Genomic DNA, 25,666 nt, shown 5'->3' on the forward strand with positions numbered 1-25,666 from the left:
GCGCCGCCGGGGCTCAGTCCCCGGACGGCACCGGTTCGGGCCCGGGCCAGCCCAGCAGCTCGGCCAGCCGCTGCACCACCCAGTCGGCCTCGGCCGGCTGCAGGCCCGCCTCGGGCACGGCCAGGCCGGCGCGGATGCGCGCCAGGATCTCGCTTTCGACCGGCACCTCGGTGTGGTGCTGGATCTGCGCATGGCCCACCAGGTGGCTGGCCAGGTCCTCGCAGATCTCGTAGCGCTCGCGCACCACGCCGATAGGTTCGCGCAGCCGCTGCCGCGCGTCGGTGTAGACGGCGAAGAACGAGGGCGGGATCAGGATCTGGTTGTCGTCGGACATCGAAGGGTTATAGCCCCTGGCAGGGGCCCCTCAACGACGAAACGCGCCCGCGGGCGCGTTTCGTCGGGGTTTCGCACCACCGGCCCGGCGGGCCGTGGCGGCGAAGGCCGGATCAGCCGCCCTTCTTGGCGCGCTTGCCGGGGTTCTTCTTGCTGCGCGTCGCGGTGCCGCGCTCGAGGCTGACCTTCTGGCCGCCACCGTTGCGCGGCAGGGTGAAGCCGGGCAGGGGCACGGGCTTCGGGCTGGCGAGACGGTCGGCTTCGGTACGGATTTTCTTGGGCATGGAAAGCTCGGGTAAAAGTGAAGTTCGAAGGCGTAATTAGGCCACAGCGAGGATTTTGCATGCCAGAAAGCGCAATGGGGGGAGACATGGCCCGGCCGAGGTTCGTCACGGGCTCGCTGCTGCGGCATGTCTGCGTGATGGCGGGCACCGGCGCCATCGGCCTGATCGCGGTGTTCGCGGTCGACCTGATCAACCTGTTCTACATCTCGCTGCTCGGCGAGAAAGCCATCGCCGCGGCCGTGGGTTTCGCGGGCGTGGTCGGCTTCTTCCACACCTCGCTGTGCATCGGGCTGATGATCGGCATCGCCGCCGTGGTCTCGCGCACCGTGGGCGCCGGCCGCGCGCACGATGCGCGCCGCATCGCCACCGCGAGCCTGGTGCTGATGGCGGCGATCTCGCTGGTGGCCGGCAGCGGCACCGCCTTCTTCCTCGGCCCGGCCGTGCATGCGCTGGGCGCCGAGGGCGAGACCGCGCGCTTCGCGCAGCGCTACCTCGCGATCACGGTGCACACGATGCCGCTGCTCGGGATCGGCATGGCCTGCTCGGCGCTGCTGCGCGCGGTCGGCGACGCGCGGCGCGCCATGATGGTCACCCTGATCGGCGCCTTCGTCACCGCGGTGCTCGACCCGATCCTGATCTTCGGCTTCGGCATGGGGCTCGACGGCGCCGCCGTGAGCGCCGTGTTCTCGCGGCTGGCGCTGGCCGCGGTCGGGCTGCATGGCGTGGCGGTGCGGCACCGCATGCTGGGCCGCTTCGAGCCGAAGCAACTGGGCGCCGACGCCCGCGCGATGGCCGCGGTGGCCGGGCCGGCGGTGCTGACCAATCTCGCGACGCCGGTGAGCGCCGCCTTCGTCACCCACACCATCGCGCAGTTCGGGCCCGCGGCCGTGGCCGGCGCCGCCACCATCGACCGCGTAAGCCCGGTGGCCTTCGGGCTGGTCTATGCGCTGAGCGGCGCGGTCGGGCCGATCCTGGCGCAGAACCTCGGCGCGGGGCAGTACCGGCGCGTGCGCCAGGGGCTGCGCGACAGCCTGCTGGTCATGGGCGTGTCGGTGGCGGTGGCCTGGGCGGTGCTGGCGCTGGGGCAGGACGTCCTGATCCGGGCCTTCTCGGCCGACGGCGTCTCGGCCGAACTGATCGCGCTGTTCTGCAGCTGGCTGGCGGCCAGCTTCTTCTTCGCGGGCGGGCTGTTCGTGGCCAATGCCTCGTTCAACAACCTCGGCCATCCGCTGCTGTCGACGGTCTTCAACTGGGGCCGCGCGACGGTGGGCACGGTGCCCTTCGTCTGGTGGGGCGCGCAGTACGGCGCGGCCGGCGTGCTGATCGGGCAGGCGGTGGGCGCCTCGATCTTCGGCGTGCTCGCGGTGACGGTGGCGTTCCGGCTCGCGAACCGGCTGGCGTTGCGCGAGGACATCGCGCCGGCGCCGCCCGAAGACGCGGTGCCGGTGCTCGACGCACCGGTCGCGCCGACCTCGGCGGCCGGTGGCGCGGCGGCGCTCGCGGGCGACCTCAGAGATCCAGCAGCCGGACCTTGACGCTCTTGCCCTTGATGCGGCCGTCGTTGAGCTTGCGCGTCGCCTCGGCGGCGATGCCGCGCTCGACCGCGACGTAGGTCGAGTACTCGTTGACGTTGATCTTGCCGACCTGCTCCTTCGCATAGCCGCAGTCGCCGGTCAGCGCGCCCAGCACGTCGCCGGCGCGGATCTTCTCCTTGCGTCCGCCCACGATCTGCAGCGTGGTCATCGGCGGTGCGAGCGGCGCGCCCTTGCCGGGCGTGAGCTCGGCGAGTTCGTGCCACTCGGATTCGCGGCCCTGCAGCTGCTCGATCTTTCCGACGAAGCCCATCTCGTCCATGCTCGCGAGGTTCAGCGCCAGGCCCTCGGCGCCGCCCTGCTGGCCGACGCGGCCGGTGCGGCCGATGCGGTGCACGTGCACCTCGGCATCGGGCGTCACGTCGACGTTGATCACCGCCTCGAGCTGCGCGATGTCCAGGCCGCGCGCCGCCACGTCGGTGGCCACCAGCACCGAGCAGCTGCGGTTGGCGAACTGCACCAGCACCTGGTCGCGTTCGCGCTGCTCGAGTTCGCCGAACAGCGCGAGCGCGCTGAAGCCCTGCGCCTGCAGTACGTCGACCAGGTCGCGGCACTGCTGCTTGGTGTTGCAGAAAGCCAGCGTGCTGGCCGGGCGGAAGTGGTCGAGCAGCCGGCTCACGGTGTGCAGCCGTTCGCCGTCCTTGATCTGGTACCAGCGCTGGCGGATCGCGCTGCCCGTGTGCTGGGCCTGCACCGCGATCTGCTGCGGGTCCTTCATGAACTGCTGCGCGAGCTTGGCGATGCCTTCGGGGTAGGTGGCCGAGAACAGCAGCGTCTGGCGCTCCTTCGGGCACTGGCGCGCCACGGTCACGATGTCGTCGAAGAAGCCCATGTCGAGCATGCGGTCGGCCTCGTCGAGCACCAGCGTGTTGAGCGCGTCGAGCGTGAGGTTCTCGCGCTCGAGGTGGTCCATGATCCGCCCCGGCGTGCCCACCACCACGTGGGCGCCGTGCTCCAGGCTCGCGGTCTGCCCGCGCAGCGCGACGCCGCCGCACAGCGTGACCACCTTGATGTTCTCTTCCGCGCGCGCCAGCCGGCGAATCTCGGTCGTGACCTGGTCGGCCAGTTCGCGCGTCGGGCACAGCACCATCGCCTGCACCGCGAAGCGGCGCGGATTGAGGTTGGCCAGCAGCGCCAGCGCGAAGGCGGCGGTCTTGCCGCTGCCGGTCTTGGCCTGGGCGATCAGGTCCTTGCCGAGCAGCGCGCTCGGCAGGCTCGCGGCCTGGATCGGCGTCATGCGCGCGTAGCCGAGCTGCGCCAGGTTGGCCAGCATCTGCGGCGCGAGCGACAGGGTGGCGAAATCGTCGGGGGAGGTGGTGGTCATGGCGTGGCCGCCAGCAAGCCCGGCGGAGGCGTGAGAGACGGTGGAAAGACGTGGGGAGGAAAAAAATCAGGGCCTTGCAGCCCGCCGCCGGGGCGACAGTGCTGCAAGGCCCTCGGGGGCTGCGACGGTCGGCGCGTGCCGCTCGGTCAGCGGCGCTGGGCGCCGTTGTTGCCGCCGGGACCCGACGGCGGAGGACCGCGGCGTTCCAGGTGACGGAACGTGATGCGGCCCTTGGTCAGGTCGTAGGGCGAGAGTTCCAGCGACACCTTGTCGCCCGCCAGGATGCGGATGTGGTGCTTGCGCATCTTGCCGCCGCTGTAGGCGATCAGCTGGTGACCGTTGTCGAGCGTGACGCGGTAGCGCGAATCGGGCAGGACTTCGGTCACTGCGCCGTTCATTTCGATCAGTTCTTCCTTCGGCATGCTTTACCTCGAATCTTCGTTGTCTGTTGGATATGAATGAAATCCGTCGTGTTTGGTTTCAGGCGCGACGGCCGGCCGACACACACGGCGCAGCGGGGACGCGCTCTGCTCGCTTCAACATGAACGAAGACCGTGGTGGCAATCATGGGCGCCGGAACTGGCGCTCCAACACACGGCAAAAACCGGCGTGCCTGGCGGGGGAGGTGCGGAACCCGGGGATTTCAAATCGGGTTCAGGGGGCCTCGGTGCCAATCGGCCAACCGGTGGGGTGACGAGAAATGACTTCGTCGTAGTATCGAAACGAACCCGGCATTGTAACCGGACTGGCATGACTGTTGCTCAGGTTTCGGCCGGGACTGGCGCGAACGCGCGACAAATCGATCGATAATGCTATCAAAAAAGTAGCTGAAAGCCCTCAGGCCGCCGCGGGCTCCCCGACCCGCGCGACCGCGCCGCCGCCGCGTCGGCGGCCATGGGCCAGCAGCAGCAGGCCGACGAGCTGGCAGGCCGCGCCCACCCAGCCGACGGCGCTCACGCCGAACCACGCGATCGCCACGCCGCCGAACAGCGAGCCGGCCGCGATCCCGAGGTAGATCGCCGAGGCGTTGAGCGACAGCGTCATCGGCGCGCGTTCGGGCGCCAGCCGGATCAGCCGCACCGCCTGCGCCGGCCCGAAGCCCCAGCCCGCGAAACCCCACAGTGCCGCCAGGCCCACCACGGCCGGCAGCGCCAGGCCGCCGGGCAGCGCCTGGGCCGCCAGCGACAGCCCGCCGAGGACCGCCACCAGCAGCAGTGCGAAGCCGCGCGCCACTTGGTCGGCGCCGAACCGGTCGGTGGCCCAGCCGCCGGCCGCGGTGCCGAGCGCCGCCGCCACGCCGATGGCGACGAACACCGCGCCGATGCCTTCGGGGCCGATGCCCACCGTGCGCGAGAGGAACAGTGCGATGTAGGTGTAGAAGCTGAAGCCACCCGTGGTCCAGAGCACGCTGACGCCGAGCCCGGCCAGCACGCCCGGCGCGCGCAGCACGGCGAAGGCCGCGCCGCCCGATGCGGCGGGCGCCGCCGCCGCGAGCCGGCGTGGTAGCCCGGCCGCCAGTCCCACGGTCGCGACCAGGCCCAGCGCGGCGATCAGCAGGTAGGCCGTGCGCCAGCCGCCCCAGCCCGCGATCCAGGCGCCCAGCGGCACGCCGAGCGCCACCGCCAGCGTGCCGCCGCCGGTGACGATCGCCAGTGCTCGGCCGCGCAGCGCGGGCGACACCAGCGAAGCCGCCACCGCGCTCGCGGTCGGCACGAACACGCCCGCCACCAGGCCCAGCGCCAGCCGGGCCAGCGCAAGCTGGCCGAAGCCCTGCGCCATCGATGCCAGCAGCGTGAGGCCGCTGAAGGCCGCGAGGCTCGCGACCAGCAGCGGCCGGCGGCCGAAGCGCGCGCAGGCCGCGGCCATCAGCGGCGAGCCGATCGCATAGCTGAGCGCGAACAGCAGCACGAGCTGGCCCGCGTGCGTGGGGCTGATCCGCAGGTCGGCCGCGAGCACGGGCAGCAGTCCGGCGACGATGAAGCTCTCGGTGCCGATCGCGAAGGCGCCGAGCGCGAGCCAGGCGAGGCTGAGCGGCAGGCGCTCGGGCGCGGTGGAAGAAGAGGGGTCGTGGTGCATGGCGTTTCTCCGTCGAGCATTCGATGGGGTCCAGCGTAGGCTTGCGATTGGTTCCTCAAAAGAACCACAATCGGCCAATTCCATGGAGCCACTTTTCGAGCTGTCTCTGCAGCTGCCCGCGGCCGGCTCGCGCGAACTGCTGCGCGAGCTGCACCGGCAGCTGCACGCCGCCATCCTCGACGGCCGGCTGCGGCCCGGCGCCCGCCTGCCCGCCACGCGCGCGCTCGCGCAGCGCCTGGGCGTGTCGCGCAACACCATGCTGGCGGCCTACGACCTGCTGCTCAGCGAGGGCTACCTGGTCGCCCGTCCCGGGGCCGGCACCTACGTGGCCGACACCCTGCCAGCCTCGCGCCGCGGCCGGTCGCCACGCACCGCCGCGCTCACCGAGGCCGGCACGCCCCGCCGCGATCCACGCCTGGCCCCGCCGCGCGTGCCCGGCGCCGGCCTGCCGCCCACGCTGCAGCAGCGCCCGGCGCGCGACGATTTCCGCATCGGCCTGCCCGATGCGAGCGCGCTGCCCTTCGACATCTGGCGCCGGCTGTCCGACCGCGCGCTGCGCCGTATCGCGCGCGGCGGCGGCGAAGCGGCGCAGTACGCCGATCCGCGCGGCCAGCCGGCGCTGCGCGAGGCGATCGCGCGCCACGTGTCCTTCACGCGCGCGGTCGGCTGCGGCGCCGACGACATCGTCGTCACCGCCGGCGCGCAGCAGGCCTTTGGGCTGCTCGCGCGCATCCTCGTCGTGCCGGGGCGCACGGTGGTGGCGGTCGAGCAGCTGTCCTATCCCTCGCTGCGCGAGGCCCTGGCGGCCGCCGGCGCGAAGGTGGTGTCCGTGCCCACCGACGCCGAGGGCCTGTGCGTCGACCGGCTGCCGGCCGAGGCGCGCGTGGTCTGCGTGACGCCCTCGCACCAGTTCCCCACCGGCGTGGCCATGTCGACGCCGCGGCGCGCCGCGCTGCTGGCCTTCGCGCGCGAGCGTCATGCGGTGGTGATCGAGGATGACTACGACAGCGAATTCCGCTTCGCCGGCCGCCCGCTCGACGCGCTGCAGACGCTGGACCGCGCCGACTCGGTCTGCTACGTGGGCACCTTCTCGAAGAGCCTCTTTCCCGCGCTGCGCCTGGGCTTCGTGGTGGCGCCGCCGTGGGCGCGCGCGGCGCTGGTGCGCATGCGCGAGCTGGCCGACTGGCACAGCCCGGTGCTGGGCCAGGACGCGCTGGCCGACTTCATCGCCGAGGGCCACCTGGCGCGCCACATCCGCAAGATGCGCAAGGTCTACGGCGAGCGCCGCCGCGCGCTGCTCGAGGCCCTGGTGCGCCACGGCGCGGACCTGTTCGAGGCCATTCCCTCGCAGGCCGGCCTGCATCTGTCGGCCCGGCTGCATGCGCCGCTGCGCTCCGACCTGCTGGCCCGGCGCGCGGCCGAGGCCGGCATCACGCTGGCGCCGCTGTCGCGCTATGCGCTCGATCCGCACGCGGCCGATGTGCCCGAGGGCCTGGCCTTCGGCTACGGGCTGATCGAGGCCGCGCGCATCGACGACGCGATCCGGCGCGTGGCGCAGCTCGCGCGCGCCGGCTGACGCAGCCTCCCGTGCAGGCGGTCGAGCGCAGCCACGGGAGCCGACGGCCTACACCGCGCGCCGGGGGCGCCACGCTCAATGGTCCGACCCAGGATGCCAAAGGAGCCTCGACCATGAACGACACCGCCACGCATGCCCGCACTCCGGTGCGCTTCGATCCCTCCGTCGAGACCGAGCGCGAGGACGAGGCCCAGACCCAGATCGAGCTGGTCGCCACCTTGCGCGAGATGGCGCAGACCATGGCCGAGCACACCGGCCATGCCATGCGCGCCGTGCACGCCAAGAGCCACGGCCTGCTGCATGCCGAACTCGTCGTGCCCGAGGGTCTGCCGCCCGAGTACGCACAGGGCCTGTTCGCCAGGCCGGGGCGCCATCGCGCGGCGATGCGGCTGTCGACGCCGCCGGCCGAGGTGCTCGACGACCGCATCTCGCTGCCGCGCGGCATGGCGCTCAAGGTGTTCGATGTCGAGGGCGAGCGCGTCGAGGGCTCCGAGGACCACACCACGCAGGACTTCCTGTTCGTCGACGGCCCGGTGTTCGTCGCACCCGACGCGCGCGGCTTCCTGCGCAGCCTCAAGCTGCTCGCCGCCACCACCGACCGCGCGCCGACCGGCAAGCTGCTGCTGTCGGGCGTGCTGCAGAGCATCGAGAAGCTGATCGAGGTCGCGGGTGGCTCGAGCGCGAAGCTGGTCGCGCTGGGCGCGCATCCGCTGACCCATCCGCTGGGCGCCACCTTCTTCACCCAGGTGCCGATCCGCTTCGGCGATCACATCGCCAAGCTGCAGCTCGCACCGGTGTCCGATGCACTCGTCGCGCTCGAGAAGGCAGAGCTGCATCTGGACGGCAAGCCCGACGGCACGCGCGAGGCGGTGATGGACTTCCTGCGCACGCATGGCGGCGAGTGGGAGCTGCGGGCCCAGCTGTGCGTCGACCTCGAGCGCATGCCGGTCGAGGACGCCTCGGTCGAATGGCCGCAGGAACTCAGCCCTTACGTGACGGTGGCACGCGTGTTGGCGCCGCCGCAAGCGGGCTGGAGCGGGGAGCTGTCGCGCGAGATGGACGATGGCATGGCCTTCAGCCCCTGGCAGGCGCTCGCGGCGCACCGGCCGCTGGGCGGGGTGATGCGCGCGCGCAAGGCGGCCTATGCGGCCTCGTCGGAATTTCGCAGCGAGCGCAACGGCTGCCCGCTGCACCGCTGAGCGGCTGCGTCAGTCGAGGCCGAGCATGCGCCGGTTGGCCGCCACGTCGACGCCGCCGGCCGCGAAGTCGTCGAAGGCCCGGTCGGCCACGCGGATGATGTGGTCGGCGATGAACTTCGCGCCCTCGCGCGCGCCGTCCTCGGGGTGCTTGATGCAGCACTCCCACTCGAGCACCGCCCAGCCCGGGAAGTCGTACTGCGCCATCTTCGAGAAGATGGCCTTGAAGTCGACCTGCCCGTCGCCCAGCGAGCGGAAGCGCCCGGCGCGGTCGATCCACTTCTGGAAGCCGCCGTACACGCCCTGCTTGCCGGTCGGGTTGAACTCGGCGTCCTTCACGTGAAAGATCTTGATGCGCTCGTGGAAGTGGTCGATGTAGGCCAGGTAGTCGAGCTGCTGCAGCACGAAGTGGCTCGGGTCGTAGAGCAGGCAGGCGCGCGGATGGTTGTTCACGCGCTCGAGGAACATCTCGTAGCTCACGCCGTCGTGCAGGTCCTCGCCCGGATGGATCTCGTAGCCCACGTCCACGCCCACGGCGTCGAAGGCATCGAGGATCGGGCGCCAGCGGCGCGCGAGCTCGTCGAAGGCCTCCTCGATCAGTCCCGGCGGGCGCGGCGGCCACGAGTACAGGTAGGGCCAGGCCAGCGCGCCCGAGAAGGTCGCGTGCGCCGTGAGGCCGAGGTTGGCCGAGGCCTGCGCCGCGTAGTGCAGCTGCTGCACCGCCCATTGCTGGCGCGCCGCCGGGTTGCCGCGCACCTCGGGCGCCGCGAAGCCGTCGAAGCCCGCGTCGTAGGCCGGGTGCACCGCGACGAGCTGACCCTGCAGATGGGTCGAGAGCTCGGTGATCGAGAGGCCGTGCGCGGCGAGCGTGCCCTGGATCTCCTCGCAGTAGGTCCTGCTCTCGGCGGCCTTCTTCAGGTCGATCAGCCGCGCGTCCCAGCTCGGGATCTGCACGCCCTTGTAGCCCAGGCCCGCGGCCCAGCCGGCGATCGCGTCGAGCGAGTTGAAGGGCGCGGTGTCGCCCGCGAACTGGGCCAGGAAGATGGCGGGCCCCTTGATCGTCTGCATGCGGTGTCTCCTTGTGGGCTCGACAGGATACTTCGCGGGTTCGGCTGACACACGACCGAAGTTCGGTAGGCGCAGAATGAATTTCGCTCACAGGGAACCCAACGAGATGCCCCAGCCCGTCTCCGCCCGACTCAAGATCGGTTTGTCCGCCTGCTTCTCGCACGCCGATCCGGCGCGCTCGCTGTTCACCAACAAGACCCTGCAGTACGTCGAGCAGTCGATCGCCCACTGGCTGATGTCGGCCGGTGCGATGGTGGTGATGGTGCCCTGCCCCACGGGCGAGACCGCGCGCGGCGACACCAAGCTGTCGCACTACGCCGAGTGGCTCGATGGCGTGGTGATGCACGGCGGGGCCGACGTCTGGCCCGGCAGCTATGGCGAGGTGCCGCTGAAGGACGCCTGGATCGGCGACCGCATCCGCGACCTCTACGACCTCGCGCTGGTCGAGGCCTTCGAGCAGGCCGGCAAGCCGATCTTCGGCGTGTGCCGCGGGCTGCAGCTCATCAACGTGGCCTTCGGCGGCACGCTCTACCAGGACATCGAGGAGCAGCACGGCCATCCCGAGACGCTGCGCCACCGCGATCCGGTGACCTACGACCAGAACTTCCACCAGATCGGGATCGTGCCGGGCACGCGGCTCGCGAAGCTCTATCCCGAGGTGCAGACCGCGCGCGTCAACAGCATCCACCACCAGGGCGTGAAGGACCTCGCGCCCGGTTTCGAGGTCGAGGCCTGGAGCCTGCCCGACCGGGTGGCCGAGGCGATCCGCCGCCGGCCCGAGCGCGGCCGCAGCTACATCGCGGCCACGCAGTGGCACCCCGAATTCCACAAGTACGGCAGCACCGAGACCGTGGACGACACGCCGATCCTGCACGACTTTCTGTGGGCCTGCGCCACCGCCAAGGTGGCGCCGAAGACCACGCTGCGCGGCGCGCCCGGCAAGATCCGCGACCGCGCCGCGCGCGTGCTGCAGCAGGCGCTGCTGCGGCGCCGCCGCTGAGCGCCGCGCCGGTTCAGCGGCGCTCGGACTTGGTCGAGTAGCCGCTGACGCCGGCGTCGACGGTGCCGAACACCGTCACGCCGCTGCCCGAGGAGGCGGTGCTGCCGGCATCGGCGGGGCGCGAGGACGAGGCACAGCCGGCGAGCGAGAAGCCCATGGCAAGGGCGAAGGCGGTGGCAATCAATGACTTCATGGAATCTGTCCCCAGGGGTGGATCGAACGACTATAGGCCGCGCGTCATGGCGCGCATGTAACAAGACCCCGCGCGCGGGGTCTTGTCGTTGGTGCCGCCGCGGCACGCCGGGTTCCCGCGGCGCGCGATCTTGAAGAAAAACTGCAAGCCGCTTCGCTCGCTGGGCGGCTTATCAAAGGCGGAAGCCGGGCGCACATTCAGGGCGCACAACACCCAGAGGACACCGCCATGACATCCGCTCCCGCTCCTTCTTCACCCCAGCGCACCTGGTTCATCACCGGCGTGAGCACCGGCTTCGGCCGCGCGCTCGCGCAGGAGGCGCTGGCCGCCGGCCACCGCGTGGTCGGCACCCTGCGCGACGAGGCCGCGCGCGCCGCCTTCGACGCGCTGCAACCCGGCCGCTCCTTCGGCCGCCTGCTCGACGTGACGCGCCACGACGAGGTCGAGCGCGTGGTGGCCGAGGTCGAGGCCGGCGTCGGCGCCATCGACGTGCTGGTCAACAACGCCGGCTACGGCCATGAAGGCACGCTCGAGGAATCCTCGCTCGACGAGGTGCGCCGGCAGTTCGAGGTCAACGTGTTCGGCGCGGTGGCCGTCGCCAGGGCCGTGCTGCCCTTCATGCGCGCGCGCCGCCGCGGCCACATCCTCAACATCACCTCGATGGGCGGCATCGTCACCTTCCCGGGGCTCGGCATCTACCACGGCAGCAAATTCGCGCTCGAGGGCCTCTCGGAGGCGCTCGGCAAGGAAGTGGCGAGCTTCGGCATCCGCGTCACGGCCGTGGAGCCGGGCGGTTTTCGCACCGACTGGGCCGGCCGCTCGATGGTGCGCGCGCCGCAGACCATCGCCGACTACGCACCGGTGCTGGGCCCGGTGCGCGAGGCGCGGCTGGCGCGCAGCGGCAAGCAGGCGGGCGATCCGGTGAAGGCGGCGCGCGCCATGTTGCGCATCGTCGAAGCGCCGACGCCGCCCGCGCACCTGCTGCTGGGCAGCGATGCGGTGAAGGCGGTGCGCGAGAAGCTGGCCGCGCTGCAGGAGGAACTGAGCGCGTGGGAATCGCTGTCGCTGTCGACCGACTTCACGCCGGCCTGACGCAACGGGCTATTCGGGCTTCGCGCCCGAGGCCTTGACGGCCGCGCCCCAGAGCCCGATCTCGCTCGCGACGAAGCGGTCGAACTCGGGCCCCGTCGTGGGCGCCGGCTCCGAGCCGCGCTCGCGGATGAAGCGCGCCATCTGCTCGCTCTTGAGGATTTCGGTCACCTCGCGGTTCAGGCGCGCCAGCACCTCGGGCGGCGTGCCGCGCGGCGCCATCAGGCCGAGCCAGCCCACGGCCTCGAAGTCGCGCGTGCCGGCCACGCCGCTCTCGCGCACGGTGGGCACCTCGGGCAGCTGCGAGGAGCGCGTGGCCGAGGTCACGGCCAGCGGGATCGCCTTGCCGGCCTTGATGTGCGGCAGCGCGGCGGTCACCGAATCGATCATCAGCGGCACCTGGTTGCCGAGGAAGTCGGCCTGCGCGGGCCCGCTGCCCCGGTACGGAATGTGCGTGACGAACACATGCGCCGCCGACTTGTACATCTCGCCCGACAGATGCTGCGTGCCGCCGATGCCGGCGCTCGCGTAGCTGAGCCGGCCGGGCTCGGCCTTGGCGCGCGCGGTGAGCTCGCCCAGCGTGCGGATGCCGCTCTCGGGCGTGGCGAGGAACACCAGCGGCACCTTGGCGATCAGCGAGATGCCCACGAGGTCGCGGCGCGGGTCGAAGCCGGGCTTGGCGTAGAGCGTCTGGTTGACCGCCATCGCGCTGCCGGCCACCACCAGCGTGTAGCCGTCGGGCGCGGAACGCACCACGAACTCGGTGCCGATGTTGCTGCCGGCACCGGCCTTGTTGTCGACGATCACCGGCTGGCCCAGCCGGCGGCCGAGCTGCTCGGCGAGCGCGCGCGCGAAGATGTCGGTGGCCTGCCCGGGCGGGAAGGGCACCACCAGCTTGACGGGCTTGTCGGGCCAGTCGGCGGCCTGGGCCGGAACCCAGGCAGAAAGCAGCGCCAATGCAAGGGCGGCGGCCGTGCCTGCGAAGCTTCTGCGCCGCATGGCTCAGAGCGCCGTGAGGTGCTTGCCCACGATGCCCGCGAGCTCGAACATCGTCACCTGGTCCTTGCCGAACACCGGCTTGAGCTTGGCGTCGGCATTGATCGAGCGCTTGTCCTTCGCGTCCTGCAGGCCGTTGGCCTTGATGTAGTCCCAGAGCTTCTTGACCACCTCGGTGCGCGCCACCGGCTCGTTGCCGATCACCGCGGCGAGCGCGTCGCTGGGCTTGAGGCCGGCGCCGGTCTTGCGCGGCGCCTTCTTCTCGGCCGGTGCCTTCTTGGCCGCGGGCGCCTTCTTCGCCGCCACCTTCTTGGCGGCGGCGGTCTTGCCGGCCGGCGCGGCCTTGCCGAAGGTCTTGCGCGGCGGGAATTTGCTGCCGCCCTCGCGCGGCGCGAACTCGAAGGTCACCTTGCCCTCCTCGGCATTCCAGGTCAGGAAGGCCTTGAAGGCGCGGCGCGTGCGCATCGAGACGAACTTGTCGAGCAGGTCGGTCTTGCCGGTGGCCAGCAGTTTCTCCATCTGCGCGCGCTCCACCGGCTGCTGCAGGATGATCTTGCCGGTCTTGAAGGTGCAGCTCGGCGTGGGCTGGGCGTTGGTGGGCACCGACTTCTCGCAGATGTAGTTGCTGCCGTGCTCGAACACGGGCGCGCCGCAGATCGGGCAGGGGCCGACCGTGTCCTGCTCGCTGAAGTCGACGATCTCGCCGCTGTCCTCGTTCTTGTCGTCGCCGAAGTCGAACTCGAGCTTCCAGTTCTTCGCCTCCTCGTCGTACTTGAGCACGATCTCGGAGGTGAAGGGCCAGCCGGCCTTGGAGCGGAAGCCCTCGAGCGGGCCGATGTGCTTGTCGCGCAAGAGCGCCTCGGCCTCGGCGACCTCGAAGGTGCGCCCGGCCGGCGACTTGCCGAACGAGAAGCCGCAGGCGTCCTCGCCCGTGCCGCTCTTGCCGGTGCAGCCGTAGCGGCGGTAGTTCTCCTTCACCACGCCGCCGCAGTTGGGGCAGGGCGTGGCCAGCGTCGTGTAGTCGCCGGGCACGGTGTCGCGGTCGTACTCCTTGGCCTTCTTGACGATGTGTTCGGTCATCGCCGCGATCTCGCGCATGAAGGCGTCGCGGCTCAGCGAGCCCTTCTCCATCTGCGCGAGCTTGTATTCCCACTCGCCGGTGAGCTCGGCCTTGGAGAGTTCCTCCACGCCGAGGCCGCGCAGCAGCGTCATGAGCTGGAACGCCTTGGCGGTCGGGATCAGCTCGCGGCCCTCGCGCAGCATGTACTTCTCGGCGATCAGGCCTTCGATGGTGGCCGCGCGCGTGGCTGGCGTGCCCAGGCCCTTCTCCTGCATGGCCTCGCGCAGTTCCTCGTCGTCGATGGTCTTGCCCGCGCCTTCCATGGCGCCGAGCAGCGTGGCTTCGGAGTAGCGCGCCGGCGGGCGCGTCTTCAGGCCCTTGGTGTCGACCGTCTCGGCCAGCACCATCTCGCCGGGCTTCACCGGCACCAGGTTCTTGCCGTCCTTCTCGTCGTCGTCGCTGACGGCTTCCTTGCCGTAGATCGCGAGCCAGCCCGGCTTGACCAGCACCTTGCCGTCGGAGCGGAAGGCGTAGTTCCTGCCGGCCTGCGCCACCGTGCTGATGCGGGTCGTGACCTGGTATTCGGCGCTCGGGAAGAACACCGACAGGAAGCGGCGCACCACGAAGTCGTAGAGGCGCTGCTCGGCTTCCGACAGGCCGCTGGGCGCCTGCAGGGTCGGGATGATCGCGAAGTGATCCGACACCTTCGCGTTGTCGAAGATGCGCTTGCTCGGCTTCACGTAGTTCTGGTCGATCGCCTGCTGCGCGAACGGTGCGAGGTGGCGCATGCCGCTGGTGGCGAGCATGCCCATGGTCTGCTTGACCACCGGCAGGTAGTCCTCGGGCAGGGCGCGCGAGTCGGTCCGCGGGTAGGTCAGCGCCTTGTGGCGTTCGTACAGGCTCTGGGCCAGCGCCAGCGTGGTCTTGGCCGAGAAGCCGAAGCGGCTGTTGGCCTCGCGCTGCAGCGAGGTCAGGTCGAACAGCTGGGGCGACGCTTGCGTGGTGGGCTTGCTCTCCTCGGTGACGCTGGCGGGCTTGCCGCGCGCGGCCTGCGCGATGGCGAGCGCGTCGCGCTCGTTCCAGATCCGGTCGGCGCGCTGCTCGGGGTCGGGCTCGCCGCTGGGCAGCAGCGGGGCGCTGGCCTTCTTCCAGGCCGGGTCGAACCACTTGCCCGGATAGTGGCCGGCTTCGGCCAGGAAGCTGGCGTGCACTTCCCAGTAGTCGCGCGAGACGAACTTGCGGATCTGCTCCTCTCGCTCGACCACCACCGACAGCGTGGGCGTCTGCACCCGGCCCACGGTGGTGAGGAAGAAGCCGCCGTCGCGCGAGTTGAAGGCCGTCATCGCGCGCGTGCCGTTGATGCCCACCAGCCAGTCGGCCTCGGAGCGCGAGCGCGCGGCGTCGGCCAGGCCCTGCATCTGCTTCTCGGTGCGCAGCGAGTCGAAGCCGTCGCGGATCGCCTGCGGCGTCATCGACTGCAGCCACAGCCGCCGCACCGGCTTGTTCAGGCCCGTCTTGCCGCCGGCGTACTGCTCGATCAGGCGGAAGATCAGTTCGCCCTCGCGGCCCGCGTCGCAGGCGTTCACGAGCTGGGTCACGTCCTTGCGCTTGGCCTGCTTGACCACCGCGTTGAGGCGGGTCTTGGTCTTGTCCACCGGCTTGAGGTCGAAGTGCGGCGGGATCACCGGCAGGTTGGCGAAGCTCCACTTGCCGCGCTTGACGTCGAACTCCTCGGGCGCCTGGATTTCCACCAGGTGGCCGACGGCGCTGGTCACGACGTACTGGTCGTTCTCGAAGTGCTCGTCGTGTTTGTCGAACTTGCCGGCCACCGGCGTGAGCGCACGCACGATGTCCTGCGCCACCGACGGTTTTTCTGCAATAACCAATGTCTTCGTCATCTGTGCTCTCTCAACTGTTTCGCCAAGCCGGCTCGCGGGCCATGCGCGCAGTGCCATGGGCTCTCTCTATACTCGGCGGCTTCTCGCGTGCGCACACGCGCACGCGCATGTGTGCATATTCAAACTAACAGACTTCGGCGATGCCTTCCAAATCCCCACTTTCCAACGCCCGCCGAATTCAGACGCGGCGTTCCTCCGTCCATGGCAACGGCGTGTTCGCGGTGCAGGACCTGGCCGAAGGCGAGCGGATCATCGAGTACAAGGGCGAGATCATCACGTGGAAGGAGGCACTGCGCCGCCATCCGCACGATCCGGCCCAGCCGAATCACACTTTCTACTTCCATATCGATGACGGGCGCGTGATCGACGGCAACGTCGACGGCAATGCGGCCCGCTGGATCAACCACTCGTGCGAGCCCAACTGCGAGGCCGACGAGGTCGATGGGCGCGTCTATATCAAGGCGCTGCGCAACATCGCGGCCGGCGAGGAACTCAACTACGACTACGGCCTGATCATCGACGAGCCGTACACCGAGAAGCTGCTGTCCGAGTTCCCGTGCTACTGCGGCTCCGAGCAATGCCGCGGCACGCTGCTCACGCCGAAGGACGACGAGGAAGAGGACAAGAAGAAAAAGAAGAAGGCGAAGAAGAAGGAAGCGAAGAAGGCCGAGAAGGAGAAGGCCGAGAAGAAGGCTGACAAGAAGGCCGAGAAAAAGTCCGAAAAGAAGTCGGAAAAGAAGTCGGAAAAGAAGTCGGAAAAGAAGGCGGACAAGAAGGACGGCAAGAAGAAGGACAAGGCGCCGAAGGCCGACAAGCCGGCCAAGGCGAAGAAGGCCGAGACGGTCGCCGAGGCGGCCCCCGCCGCGGCCGGCAACGGCGGGCTCTGAGCATGGCCGCCGGCGGCAGCGCCCTGCAGTGGCACGAGGAGCGGATCGCCGCGGCGCTCGCCCCCCTGCTGCCGGGCTTCGCGGCCGAGGTGGTCGGCGAGATCGATTCCACCAACACCGAACTCATGCGGCGCGCGCGCGCCGGGCGGACCGAGCCCGTGCTGCTGGTCGCCGAGCGCCAGACCGCGGGCCGCGGCCGGCTCGGCCGGCCCTGGCAGAGCGCGCAGCAGCCCGGCGACGATGTCGCGCCGTCGCTGACCTTCTCGCTGGGCCTGCCGCTCGCGCCGGCCGACTGGTCGGGGCTCTCGCTCGCGGTCGGCGTCAGCCTGGCCGAGAACCTCGATCCCACGGGCGTGGCGAAGCTCGGGCTCAAGTGGCCCAACGACCTCTGGGTCGACGAGCGCAAGCTCGTGGGCATCCTGATCGAGACCGCGCTGCCGCATGCCGGCGGTGCATCGTCGCCGCGCTACGTGGTCATCGGCATCGGCGTGAACATCGGCGCGCGAGATGCCGAGGGCATGCGCACGCCGCCCGCCTGGATGCGCCAATGGCGTCCCGACGCCACCTCGCCCGCGGTGCTGGCCGAGCTGATCCCGCCGCTGGTGCGCGACGTGCTCGCGTTCGGCGCGCGCGGCTTCGCGCCGTTCGCCGAGCGCTTCGCGGCGCGCGATGTGCTGCGCGGGCGCGAGGTGGTGCTGAGCGACGGCCGCACGGGCCTGTGCGAGGGCGTCTCGTGGACCGGCGAGCTGCAGGTGCGTACGGCCGAGGGCCTGCAGGCCATCATCAGCGACGAAGTCAGCGTGCGGCCGCGCGGCATGGCCCTCTGAGACCGGACGCCGCGATGCCGCTGCGCCTGGTCGTGATCGCCCTGCTGGTCCTCAATGGCGGCTACTGGCTGTGGTCGCGCGGCGACCTCGCGGGCTTCGGGCTCGCGCCGGCGGGGCTCGACGAGCGCGATCCGCAGCGCCTCACGCGGCAGATCCATCCCGAGTACCTGCAGATCCGCGCCGAGCCGCCGAGGGCCGGTGCCTCGGGTCCCAGCGCCCGATGAGCCGGCCGCTCAGGCCGGCGCGCTCTCGAAACGCACCGTGAAGCGCGCGCCCGGCGGCTGCCGCTCGGGATGCGCATCCTCGAGCGTCACCTGCGCATGGTGCTGGTTCGCGATCTCGCGCACGATCGGCAGCCCCAGGCCCGAGCCGTCGGCCTCGTTGCCCAGCACGCGGTAGAAGGGCTCGAACACGAGCTCGCGGTCGGCTTCCGAAATGCCCGGCCCGTTGTCCTCCACCTGCAGCAGCAGCACCCGGCCGAAGGGATCGGCCAGCACCCGCGCGGTGATCACGCCGGTGCGTTCGGGCCGCGAGGGCGTGTAGTTGATGGCGTTGTCGACCAGGTTGCGCACCAGCTCCTTGAGCAAGGTCGGGTTGCCCTCGAGCACCACGCCGCGCGAGCCGGGATCGAGGCCGTCGTAGCCGAGGTCGATGCGCTTCTCGATCGCGCGCGGCACCGCCTCGCGCACCACCTCGATCGTGAGCCGCGCCAGGTCGCAGGGCTGGCGATGGGCGCCGGCGCTGTTGCCTTCGGCGCGCGCCAGCGACAGCAGCTGGTTCACCGTGTGGGTGGCGCGCACGCTGGCGCGGCCGATCTGCTTGAGCGACTGCTTGAGCTCGTCGGCGTTGGCGTTTTCGCGCTGCGCCAGGTCGGCCTGCATGCGCAGGCCCGCGAGCGGCGTCTTGAGCTGGTGCGCCGCGTCGGCCAGGAAGCGCTTCTGCGTGTCGATGGAATCGTTGAGCTTGTCGAGCAGCTCGTTGACCGAGGACACCAGCGGCACCACCTCGAGCGGCACCGAGGATTCGTCGAGCGGGCTCAGGTCGCCGGGGCGGCGCTCGCGGATGCGCGCCTCCACCACCGACAGCGGCTTGATGCCGCGCACCAGCGCCAGCCAGATCAGCAGCACCGCGAGCGGCAGGATCGCGAACTGCGGCAGCAGCACGCCCTTGATGATGTCGGCCGCCAGCAGCGACTGCTTCTGGCGCGTCTCGGCCACCTGCAGCAGCGCGGGCGGCGCATCGGGCGCGTCGCCGGCCAGCCAGATCCAGGCCACGCGCACCGACTTGCCGTTCATCTCGCCGTCGCGCAGCTGGACCTGGCCGATGGTCGGCGGCTCGTCGAGGCTGGGGTGCGGCACGTCGTGCTCGCCGCTGAGCAGCGTGCCGTGGCTGTCGAGCACCTGGTAGTACACGCGGTCGGTGTCGTCGCCGCGCAGGATCTCGCGCGTCGGCTGCGGCAGCACGAAGCGCGGGCTGTCCTTCTGCAGCGAGACCGTGCGCGCCAGCGTCTCGATGTTGTGCGTGAGCACGCGGTCGAAGGAGGCGCTGGCGATGCCCTGCGCCACCAGCCAGGTCACGCCGATGCTGACCGGCACCAGCAGCAGCAGCGGCGTGAGCATCCAGTCGAGGATCTCGCCGAACAGGGAGCGCTGCGCGCGCTGGAAGAGTTTCATCGGACCGGACCCGCCGCGCCCGGCGGCCGCACGCGCGTCACTGGATCTTTTCGAGGCAGTAGCCGAGCCCGCGCACGGTGGCGATGCGCACCGGGCCCTTCTCGATCTTCTTGCGCAGGCGGTGGATGTAGACCTCGATCGCGTTGAGGCTTACTTCCTCGCCCCATTCGCACAGGCGCTCCACCAGCTGGTCCTTGCTGACCAGCCGGCCCGCGCGCTGCAGCAGCACCTCGAGCAGGCCCAGCTCGCGCGCCGACAGCTCGACCATCTTGCCGTCGAGCGTGGCGACGCGGCCGGCCTGGTCGTAGATCAGCGGGCCGTGCTTGATCGCGTTGCTGGTGGTGCCCATGCCGCGGCGCGTGAGGGCGCGCACGCGTGCCTCGAGCTCCTGCAGGCTGAAGGGCTTGGCCATGTAGTCGTCGGCGCCGTTGTCCAGCCCCTTGACGCGCTCCTCCACGCTGTCGGCCGCGGTGAGCACCAGCACCGGCAGCTGCGAGCCGCGCGCGCGCAGCCGCTTGAGGATCTCGATGCCGTGCAGGCTGGGCAGGCCGAGGTCGAGGATCAGCAGGTCGAACTCGCTGTGCGTCATGAGCGCGGTGTCGGCCTCGGAGCCGTTGGCCACGTGATCGACGGCGGCGCCCGAGGTGCGCAGGCTGCGCAGCAGTGCATCGGCCAGCACCTTGTCGTCTTCGGCAATCAGTATCCGCATAGCCACCTCCAGCCCGGTTCGCGCCGTGGGCGGCGCCGTTGCACGTTGTCTCCGCTCAGGGGAGTCTAGCCCGCCGTATAGGCTTCCAGACCGATGGTTACCACGGTGGCGACATCGTCGCCCACGCTGGCGCGGAACTCGCGCTCGGCCTGCGTCACCGCCTGGCGGAAGGCCTTGAGCCAGGCCAGGCCGTCGGCCGTGAACAGCACGCGCCGCGCGCGCGCATCGAGCGGATCGGGCCCGCGCGTGACCAGCCCCCAGGCCTCGCACTGGTCGACCAGCGCGCCCATGGCCTGCTTGGTCATGCCGGCGCGCTCGGCGAGCTCGGTCAGGCGCGAACCCTCGCGTGCGAGGTGGCGCGTGATGTGGACGTGGGCCGCGCTCACCTGCGCGCGCGCCGCGAGGTTCGACAGCGCCAGCGGCACGTCGACGTCGTGCGCCATCAGCGCGAGCACGCGCTCGTCGAAGCGCCGCATCGCGTGGCCGAGCAGCCGGCCCAGGTGGGTCTGGCGCCAGGCATCGGGATCGAGGGGGAAGGGGGTGTCGCTCAAGGCGCCAAATGGTAAAGCAAACTGACCAAAAAATGGGTTTACTCGAATCCATCCGCCCCTACACTACTGTTCAAGCATCCAGGCTGTAGTTAAAAGCAGATGGATTCGACAGTACACAACCCGTTGATCTTCAAGGAGTTTTTCACATGGACGCAGTCGTCAAGGGCTCGAGCATCGCAGGCGCCAACACCGAAAAGGCCAAGGCCCTCCAGGCCGCGCTGGCCCAGATCGAAAAGCAGTTCGGCAAGGGCACGATCATGCGGCTCGGCGAAGGCGAGGCGCTTGAGGACATCCAGGTGGTCTCCACCGGCTCGCTGGGCCTCGACATCGCCCTGGGCGTCGGCGGCCTGCCGCGCGGCCGGGTGGTCGAGATCTACGGTCCTGAATCCTCGGGCAAGACCACGCTCACGCTGCAGGTCATCGCCGCCATGCAGAAGCAGGCCGGCACCTGCGCCTTCGTCGACGCCGAGCACGCGCTCGACGTGCAGTACGCCCAGAAGCTCGGCGTGAACCTGTCCGACCTGCTGATCAGCCAGCCCGACACCGGCGAGCAGGCGCTCGAGATCGTCGACTCGCTGGTGCGCTCGGGCGCCGTCGACCTGATCGTCATCGACTCGGTCGCCGCGCTCACGCCCAAGGCCGAAATCGAAGGCGAAATGGGCGACTCGCTGCCCGGCCTGCAGGCCCGCCTGATGAGCCAGGCGCTGCGCAAGCTCACGGCCACGATCAAGAAGACCAACTGCATGGTCATCTTCATCAACCAGATCCGCATGAAGATCGGCGTGATGTTCGGTTCGCCCGAAACCACCACCGGCGGCAACGCGCTGAAGTTCTACGCCTCGGTGCGCCTGGACATCCGCCGCATCGGCACCATCAAGAAGGGCGACGAGGCCATCGGCAACGAAACCAAGGTCAAGGTGGTGAAGAACAAGGTCTCGCCCCCGTTCAAGACGGCCGAGTTCGACATCCTGTTCGGCGAGGGCATCAGCCGCGAGGGCGAGATCATCGACATGGGCGTGACCGCCAAGATCATCGACAAGTCGGGTGCCTGGTACGCCTACAACGGCGAGAAGATCGGCCAGGGCCGCGACAACGCGCGCGAGTTCCTGCGCGAGAACCCCGAGCTGTCGCGCGAGATCGAGAACAAGGTGCGCGAATCGCTGGGCATCCCGCTGCTGGCGGCGGACGCGGCCGGCGCGGCCGAATAACCGGCCGATGCCTGCGAGCGGGGCGCCTTCGGCCGCCCCGCTTTCTTTTTCCGCTTCCGCATTTCCGATGGCATTCGATGCTCCTTCCCTGAAAGGCCGCGCGCTGCGCCTGCTGAGCCAGCGCGAGCATTCCCGCAGCGAACTCGAGCGCAAGCTGGCGCGCTACGAGGAAGAACCGGGCACGCTCAAGGCCGCGCTCGACGAGCTCGCGGCCAAGGACTTCATCAGCGAGGAGCGCGTGGTCGCCTCGGTGCTGCACCAGCGCGCGGGCCGGCTCGGCGCGGCGCGCGTGCGGCAGGAGCTGCAGGCCAAGGGCATCGGCGCCGAGGCCATCTCGCAGGCGGTGGCCGGGCTGCAGGGCAGCGAGCTCGAACGCGCGGCTGCGCTCTGGCGCCGTCGCTTCGATGCCCCGCCCGCCGATCCCAAGGAGCGCGCCCGGCAGGCCCGCTTCCTGATGGCGCGGGGCTTTTCGGCCGCGGTGGCGGCCAAGGTGCTGAGGAGCGATATCGATGAGCTCGAATGAACTGTCTCGCGTGATCACGCAGCGCGTGGCCTGCGACTGGCGCGCGGCCTATGCACTGGCGGCCGATCCCGCGCGCCTGCCCGATTGGGCCAGCGGCCTGGCCGACGGCGCGCTGACGCGCGAGGGCGATCGCTGGCTGGCGACCACGCCCGGTGGCCGCGCGGTGCTGCGCTTCGCACCGGCCAACGAGCTCGGCGTGCTCGACCACTGGGTGTCGCCCGAGGGCGTGCCCGAGGTCTACGTGCCGTTCCGCGTCATCGGCGTGGCGCCCGGCGCCTGCGAGCTGCAGTTCACGCTGCTGCGCCAGCCGCACATGGACGACGCGGCCTTCGCGCACGACGCCGAGTGGATCGCGCGCGACCTGCGCGCGCTGCAGGCGCTGCTCGAGGCGCCGGCCGGCTGAGCAGCCGGGCCCGCGACGGGCCGATGGCATGATCCGCGGCTTCATACAACGAGGAGGAGTCGCAGATGTCTTCGGAATCCACCGGATCCCCTTCACTCGTGCGCACCGGCGCCCGCGCTGGTGCCGCCTTCGTCGGCTCGGTCGCGAAAGGCGTCTTCTTTGGCGTGGTGCTCGGTGGCGGCGCCTTCGTCTATTACCTGAGCCGGTTGAGCGGCCCCGGCATTCCCGGCGCACGCGCGGGCGGCGCCGGCGCGGTGCTGGCGCTGCTGGCCTCGCCGCCGCTGCTGGTGGGCCTGCTGCTGGGGCTCTTCATCGGCGTCTACGTGCTGCTCGGCGTGTCGCAGGGCCGCACGCGCGCGATGCAGCACCTGGTGGCCGCGCGCGGCGAGGCCGTGTCGCAGCGCCTGGGCGATGCCATCGCCGGGCGCATCGAATCGATGCCGCGCACCCACGGGGCGCTGCAGCGCGTGAGCGACTGGCTCTCGGTCGATGCGCTGAGCGCGCAGCTCGCGCCGGTGCTCGGCGAAGGCAAGGCGGTGCGGGCGGTGATCGCCTTCGTGGTCAACCGGCTGCCGCTCAACGAGCTGCTGGCCGAATGGCAGCAGGGCCGCGCCGCGCAAGGCGAGCCGGCACCGCTGCCCACAGTGCAGGGCGGGCCCGTCGCGACGCAGGACCCGGCCTTGCGCGCGCTGATCACGCGGCGCATCCACGAGACGCTGCAGGAGATGTCGACGCCCTCGCGCAAGCCGTTCTACATCGTGCTCGCGCTGCATGCGGCGCTGCTCGGCACGGGCCTCTGGCTGGTGGGCTGAAACGAAAAAGGCGCCGGGGAGCCGGCGCCTTTCGAGTGGTGGAGGCCGCGCCTCAGAGCGACAACATCAGCTTGAGGTTCTGCACCGCGGCGCCGCTCGCGCCCTTGCCGAGGTTGTCCAGGCGCGCGATCACCACGGCATGGCGGTGGTCCTCGTTCGGGAACACGCGAATCTCGAGCTGGTTGGTGTCGTTGAGCGCCAGCGCGTCGAGCTTGCCGTCCGCGGTGGGCGGCAGCACCTTCACGAACTGCTCGGGCGTGTTGCTCTTCGCGTAGTGCGCGGCCAGCGCCTCGTGCAGGTCGCCGGCCTTCGGCTTGCCGGGCAGCAGGTCGAGGTGCAGCGGCAGCTGGACCAGCATGCCCTGCTTGAAGTTGCCGACCGAGGGGATGAACACCGGGCGCTGCGTGAGGCCGGTGTATTTCATGATCTCGGGGATGTGCTTGTGCGTGAGGCCCAGCGCGTAGGTTTCGAACAGCGGCGCCTCGCCCTTCTCGTAGGCCTCGATCATGGTCCGGCCGCCGCCCGAGTAGCCGCTGACCGAGGGCAGCGCGATCGGGAAGTCGGCGGGCAGCAGGCCCGCATCGACCAGCGGACGCACCATGGCGATCGCGCCGGTGGCGTAGCAGCCGGGGTTGCCCACGCGGTCCGCCTGGGCCACGGCCTGCCAGTGGCCCGCCACCAGTTCGGGAAAACCGAACACCCAGCCCGGCGCCACGCGGTGCGCGGTCGAGGCGTCGATGATCTTGGGCTTCTTGCCGGGCAGCTGGTCGATCAGCGCGACCGATTCGCGTGCCGCGTCGTCGTGCAGGCACAGCACGACGAGGTCGACGCCGGCCATGAGGTCGCGCTTGGCATTGACGTCTTTTCGCAGCTCGGGCGCGATGCTCACGAGCTCGACCTGCGGCATGTCTTGCAGCCGCTCGCGGATCTGGAGGCCGGTGGTGCCGGCTTCGCCATCGATGAAAACCTTGGCCATGGTGGGGTTGCCTGATGGAAGGGCTGGAGGAAAGGGGGCGGAAGGAGACGGGCTAGAAGAAAGTACGTATTGACCGCACACGCCCGTCAGTATTGATGCGGCGCACCATGATACAGTCCGCGATTGTCCGCCGCCCCCAGCCGTCAGGCTGCCGTCGCCTGTGGACAACAGAGCCAACACCAGCCTGCCTAGATCTCCCGTTTATTCAACCTCTTCCTTCCGAGAGACATCCCTCATGAAGATTCACGAGTACCAAGGCAAGGAAATCCTTGCCAAGTTCGGCGTGCCGGTGCCGCGCGGCATTCCGGCCTACACGGTCCAGGAGGCGGTCGAAGCCGCCCAGAAGCTGGGCGGCCCGGTCTGGGTGGTCAAGGCCCAGATCCACGCGGGTGGCCGCGGCAAGGGCGGCGGCGTGAAGGTCGCCAAGACCATCGAGGACGTGAAGAAGCTGGCCGGCGAGATCCTCGGCATGCAGCTCAAGACGCACCAGACCGGCCCCGAAGGCCAGAAGGTCCGCCGCCTCTACATCGAAGACGGCGCTGACATCCAGAAGGAATACTACGTTTCGGCCGTGACCGACCGCGCCACCCAGAAGGTGGCCTTCATCGCTTCGAGCGAAGGCGGCATGGACATCGAGGAAGTGGCCCACTCCTCGCCCGAGAAGATCATCACGGTGTTCGCCGACCCGCAAGCCGGCCTGACCGACGAGCAGGCCAAGCAGATCGCCGACGGCATCGGCATCCCGGCCGATTCGACCGCGCAAGCCGTCGACATCTTCAAGAAGCTCTACACCTGCTACATGGAGACGGACGCCTCGCTGGTCGAGATCAACCCGCTCAACCGTGACGGCAAGGGCAACATCATCGCCCTGGACGCCAAGTTCAACTTCGACAGCAACGCGCTGTTCCGCCATCCCGAGATCGTCGCGCTGCGCGACCTCGACGAGGAAGACCCGGCCGAAGTCGAAGCCTCGAAGTTCGACCTCGCCTACATCTCGCTCGACGGCAACATCGGCTGCCTGGTGAACGGCGCCGGCCTCGCGATGGCCACGATGGACACCATCAAGCTGTTCGGCGGCGAGCCGGCCAACTTCCTCGACGTGGGCGGCGGCGCCACCCCCGAGAAGGTCACCGAAGCCTTCAAGATCATGCTGAAGAACAAGAATGTCGAGGCCATTCTCGTCAACATCTTCGGCGGCATCATGAAGTGCGACACCATCGCCACCGGCGTGATCGCGGCCTGCAAGGCCGTGAACCTGCAAGTGCCGCTGGTCGTGCGCATGAAGGGCACCAACGAAGCCGAAGGCAAGAAGCTGCTGGCCGACTCGGGCCTGCCGATCATCAGCGCCGACACCATGGCGGACGCGGCCCAGAAGGTCGTGGCAGCAGTCAAGAAGGCCTAAGGAACAGAGT

Annotated in this window: 25 protein-coding genes and 1 pseudogene; 13 read left to right on the top strand and 13 right to left on the bottom strand. The window is 70.1% G+C overall.

The window, feature by feature from the left end; all coding sequences use genetic code 11:
• Positions 1 to 13 precede the first annotated feature (13 nt).
• Both AC07PU_RS25440 and AC07PU_RS25445 read right to left on the bottom strand, forming a co-directional pair.
• A complete protein-coding gene (locus tag AC07PU_RS25440; RefSeq protein WP_093351565.1) occupies positions 14 to 334 on the bottom strand; it encodes a hypothetical protein in 321 nt (106 codons plus the stop codon).
• A gap of 112 nt (positions 335 to 446) precedes the next feature.
• Positions 447 to 617 (bottom strand): hypothetical protein, encoded by a 171-nt coding sequence (locus AC07PU_RS25445; RefSeq protein ID WP_172705803.1) that lies wholly within the window; start codon positions 615 to 617, stop codon positions 447 to 449.
• An 86-nt stretch (positions 618 to 703) separates the two neighbouring features.
• On the opposite strand from AC07PU_RS25445, the gene AC07PU_RS25450 reads away from it, so the two are divergent.
• Complete coding sequence (locus tag AC07PU_RS25450; RefSeq protein ID WP_495321389.1) at positions 704 to 2,152, top strand: MATE family efflux transporter; 1,449 nt, start codon at positions 704 to 706, stop codon at positions 2,150 to 2,152.
• Here the strand turns inward: AC07PU_RS25450 and dbpA are convergent.
• The 3 genes from dbpA to AC07PU_RS25465 all read right to left on the bottom strand — a co-directional run bounded on the left by dbpA (position 2,127) and on the right by AC07PU_RS25465 (position 5,609).
• Positions 2,127 to 3,533, bottom strand: coding sequence for an ATP-dependent RNA helicase DbpA (dbpA, locus tag AC07PU_RS25455; RefSeq protein WP_495321390.1), 1,407 nt, complete (start codon positions 3,531 to 3,533; stop codon positions 2,127 to 2,129). The genes AC07PU_RS25450 and dbpA overlap by 26 nt on opposite strands.
• A gap of 146 nt (positions 3,534 to 3,679) precedes the next feature.
• Complete coding sequence (gene infA / locus AC07PU_RS25460; protein WP_093351558.1) at positions 3,680 to 3,955, bottom strand: translation initiation factor IF-1; 276 nt, start codon at positions 3,953 to 3,955, stop codon at positions 3,680 to 3,682.
• A gap of 415 nt (positions 3,956 to 4,370) precedes the next feature.
• Positions 4,371 to 5,609, bottom strand: a complete 1,239-nt coding sequence (locus AC07PU_RS25465; RefSeq protein WP_495321391.1) for an MFS transporter — start codon at positions 5,607 to 5,609, stop codon at positions 4,371 to 4,373.
• Between the two features lie 82 nt (positions 5,610 to 5,691).
• Here AC07PU_RS25465 and pdxR point away from each other — a divergent pair, with 82 nt between their 5' ends.
• Together pdxR and AC07PU_RS25475 are read left to right on the top strand one after the other, a co-directional pair.
• Positions 5,692 to 7,185: a MocR-like pyridoxine biosynthesis transcription factor PdxR gene (gene pdxR, locus AC07PU_RS25470; RefSeq protein ID WP_495321392.1), complete on the top strand. Its 1,494-nt coding sequence runs from the start codon at positions 5,692 to 5,694 to the stop codon at positions 7,183 to 7,185.
• Between the two features lie 113 nt (positions 7,186 to 7,298).
• A complete protein-coding gene (locus AC07PU_RS25475; RefSeq protein WP_495321393.1) occupies positions 7,299 to 8,384 on the top strand; it encodes a catalase family protein in 1,086 nt (361 codons plus the stop codon).
• Between the two features lie 9 nt (positions 8,385 to 8,393).
• Here AC07PU_RS25475 and AC07PU_RS25480 read toward each other — a convergent pair whose 3' ends face one another.
• Positions 8,394 to 9,449 carry a sugar phosphate isomerase/epimerase family protein gene (locus AC07PU_RS25480; protein WP_495321394.1) on the bottom strand — a complete coding sequence of 352 codons (1,056 nt, stop codon included), beginning with the start codon at positions 9,447 to 9,449 and terminating at the stop codon, positions 8,394 to 8,396.
• Positions 9,450 to 9,555: 106 nt separating this feature from the next.
• Here AC07PU_RS25480 and AC07PU_RS25485 point away from each other — a divergent pair, with 106 nt between their 5' ends.
• Positions 9,556 to 10,449 carry a gamma-glutamyl-gamma-aminobutyrate hydrolase family protein gene (locus AC07PU_RS25485; protein ID WP_093351544.1) on the top strand — a complete coding sequence of 298 codons (894 nt, stop codon included), beginning with the start codon at positions 9,556 to 9,558 and terminating at the stop codon, positions 10,447 to 10,449.
• Between the two features lie 13 nt (positions 10,450 to 10,462).
• Here AC07PU_RS25485 and AC07PU_RS25490 read toward each other — a convergent pair whose 3' ends face one another.
• Positions 10,463 to 10,642, bottom strand: a complete 180-nt coding sequence (locus tag AC07PU_RS25490) for a hypothetical protein (RefSeq protein WP_495321395.1) — start codon at positions 10,640 to 10,642, stop codon at positions 10,463 to 10,465.
• A gap of 228 nt (positions 10,643 to 10,870) precedes the next feature.
• On the opposite strand from AC07PU_RS25490, the gene AC07PU_RS25495 reads away from it, so the two are divergent.
• Positions 10,871 to 11,734, top strand: a complete 864-nt coding sequence (locus tag AC07PU_RS25495; protein ID WP_495321396.1) for an oxidoreductase — start codon at positions 10,871 to 10,873, stop codon at positions 11,732 to 11,734.
• Between the two features lie 9 nt (positions 11,735 to 11,743).
• Here AC07PU_RS25495 and AC07PU_RS25500 read toward each other — a convergent pair whose 3' ends face one another.
• The gene (locus AC07PU_RS25500; RefSeq protein WP_495321397.1) at positions 11,744 to 12,730 is read right to left on the bottom strand and encodes a tripartite tricarboxylate transporter substrate binding protein; all 987 of its coding nucleotides are present in this window, start codon (positions 12,728 to 12,730) and stop codon (positions 11,744 to 11,746) included.
• 3 nt (positions 12,731 to 12,733) lie between these two features.
• On the bottom strand, positions 12,734 to 15,685 hold the full coding sequence (locus AC07PU_RS25505; RefSeq protein WP_093351537.1) for a DNA topoisomerase III: 2,952 nt from the start codon (positions 15,683 to 15,685) through the stop codon (positions 12,734 to 12,736).
• 140 nt (positions 15,686 to 15,825) lie between these two features.
• Between AC07PU_RS25505 and AC07PU_RS25510 the strand changes: the two are divergent.
• The 3 genes and pseudogenes from AC07PU_RS25510 to AC07PU_RS25520 all read left to right on the top strand — a co-directional run.
• Positions 15,826 to 16,455, top strand: a pseudogene (locus AC07PU_RS25510) (SET domain-containing protein); the annotation flags it as partial.
• A gap of 119 nt (positions 16,456 to 16,574) precedes the next feature.
• Positions 16,575 to 17,399 carry a biotin--[acetyl-CoA-carboxylase] ligase gene (locus AC07PU_RS25515; RefSeq protein WP_495321398.1) on the top strand — a complete coding sequence of 275 codons (825 nt, stop codon included), beginning with the start codon at positions 16,575 to 16,577 and terminating at the stop codon, positions 17,397 to 17,399.
• A gap of 14 nt (positions 17,400 to 17,413) precedes the next feature.
• On the top strand, positions 17,414 to 17,623 hold the full coding sequence (locus AC07PU_RS25520; RefSeq protein WP_296774830.1) for a sporulation protein: 210 nt from the start codon (positions 17,414 to 17,416) through the stop codon (positions 17,621 to 17,623).
• Between the two features lie 9 nt (positions 17,624 to 17,632).
• Here AC07PU_RS25520 and AC07PU_RS25525 read toward each other — a convergent pair whose 3' ends face one another.
• The 3 genes from AC07PU_RS25525 to AC07PU_RS25535 all read right to left on the bottom strand — a co-directional run bounded on the left by AC07PU_RS25525 (position 17,633) and on the right by AC07PU_RS25535 (position 20,332).
• Entirely contained in the window at positions 17,633 to 19,072 is a 1,440-nt protein-coding gene (locus AC07PU_RS25525) for a sensor histidine kinase (protein WP_208511734.1), read from the bottom strand.
• A 37-nt stretch (positions 19,073 to 19,109) separates the two neighbouring features.
• Positions 19,110 to 19,781 (bottom strand): response regulator, encoded by a 672-nt coding sequence (locus tag AC07PU_RS25530; protein WP_093351522.1) that lies wholly within the window; start codon positions 19,779 to 19,781, stop codon positions 19,110 to 19,112.
• Between the two features lie 65 nt (positions 19,782 to 19,846).
• Positions 19,847 to 20,332, bottom strand: a complete 486-nt coding sequence (locus AC07PU_RS25535) for a MarR family winged helix-turn-helix transcriptional regulator (protein WP_495321399.1) — start codon at positions 20,330 to 20,332, stop codon at positions 19,847 to 19,849.
• A 146-nt stretch (positions 20,333 to 20,478) separates the two neighbouring features.
• Between AC07PU_RS25535 and recA the strand changes: the two genes are divergently transcribed.
• From recA to AC07PU_RS25555, 4 genes are all read left to right on the top strand, one after another.
• Entirely contained in the window at positions 20,479 to 21,540 is a 1,062-nt protein-coding gene (gene recA, locus AC07PU_RS25540) for a recombinase RecA (RefSeq protein ID WP_093351515.1), read from the top strand.
• A 67-nt stretch (positions 21,541 to 21,607) separates the two neighbouring features.
• Complete coding sequence (gene recX, locus AC07PU_RS25545; RefSeq protein WP_093351512.1) at positions 21,608 to 22,063, top strand: recombination regulator RecX; 456 nt, start codon at positions 21,608 to 21,610, stop codon at positions 22,061 to 22,063.
• Positions 22,050 to 22,466, top strand: coding sequence for a polyketide cyclase (locus tag AC07PU_RS25550; RefSeq protein WP_093351509.1), 417 nt, complete (start codon positions 22,050 to 22,052; stop codon positions 22,464 to 22,466). The genes recX and AC07PU_RS25550 overlap by 14 nt, the downstream gene beginning before the upstream one ends.
• A gap of 65 nt (positions 22,467 to 22,531) precedes the next feature.
• Positions 22,532 to 23,278: a hypothetical protein gene (locus AC07PU_RS25555; protein WP_495321400.1), complete on the top strand. Its 747-nt coding sequence runs from the start codon at positions 22,532 to 22,534 to the stop codon at positions 23,276 to 23,278.
• Between the two features lie 52 nt (positions 23,279 to 23,330).
• On the opposite strand, the gene argC is transcribed toward AC07PU_RS25555, so the two are convergent.
• Complete coding sequence (gene argC, locus AC07PU_RS25560) at positions 23,331 to 24,254, bottom strand: N-acetyl-gamma-glutamyl-phosphate reductase (RefSeq protein WP_093351504.1); 924 nt, start codon at positions 24,252 to 24,254, stop codon at positions 23,331 to 23,333.
• A gap of 235 nt (positions 24,255 to 24,489) precedes the next feature.
• Between argC and sucC the strand changes: the two genes are divergently transcribed.
• Positions 24,490 to 25,656, top strand: coding sequence for an ADP-forming succinate--CoA ligase subunit beta (sucC, locus tag AC07PU_RS25565; RefSeq protein ID WP_093351500.1), 1,167 nt, complete (start codon positions 24,490 to 24,492; stop codon positions 25,654 to 25,656).
• The last annotated feature ends 10 nt before the right edge of the window (positions 25,657 to 25,666 follow it).

This window comes from Variovorax sp. GW821-FHT10D07 (genome assembly GCF_059415325.1).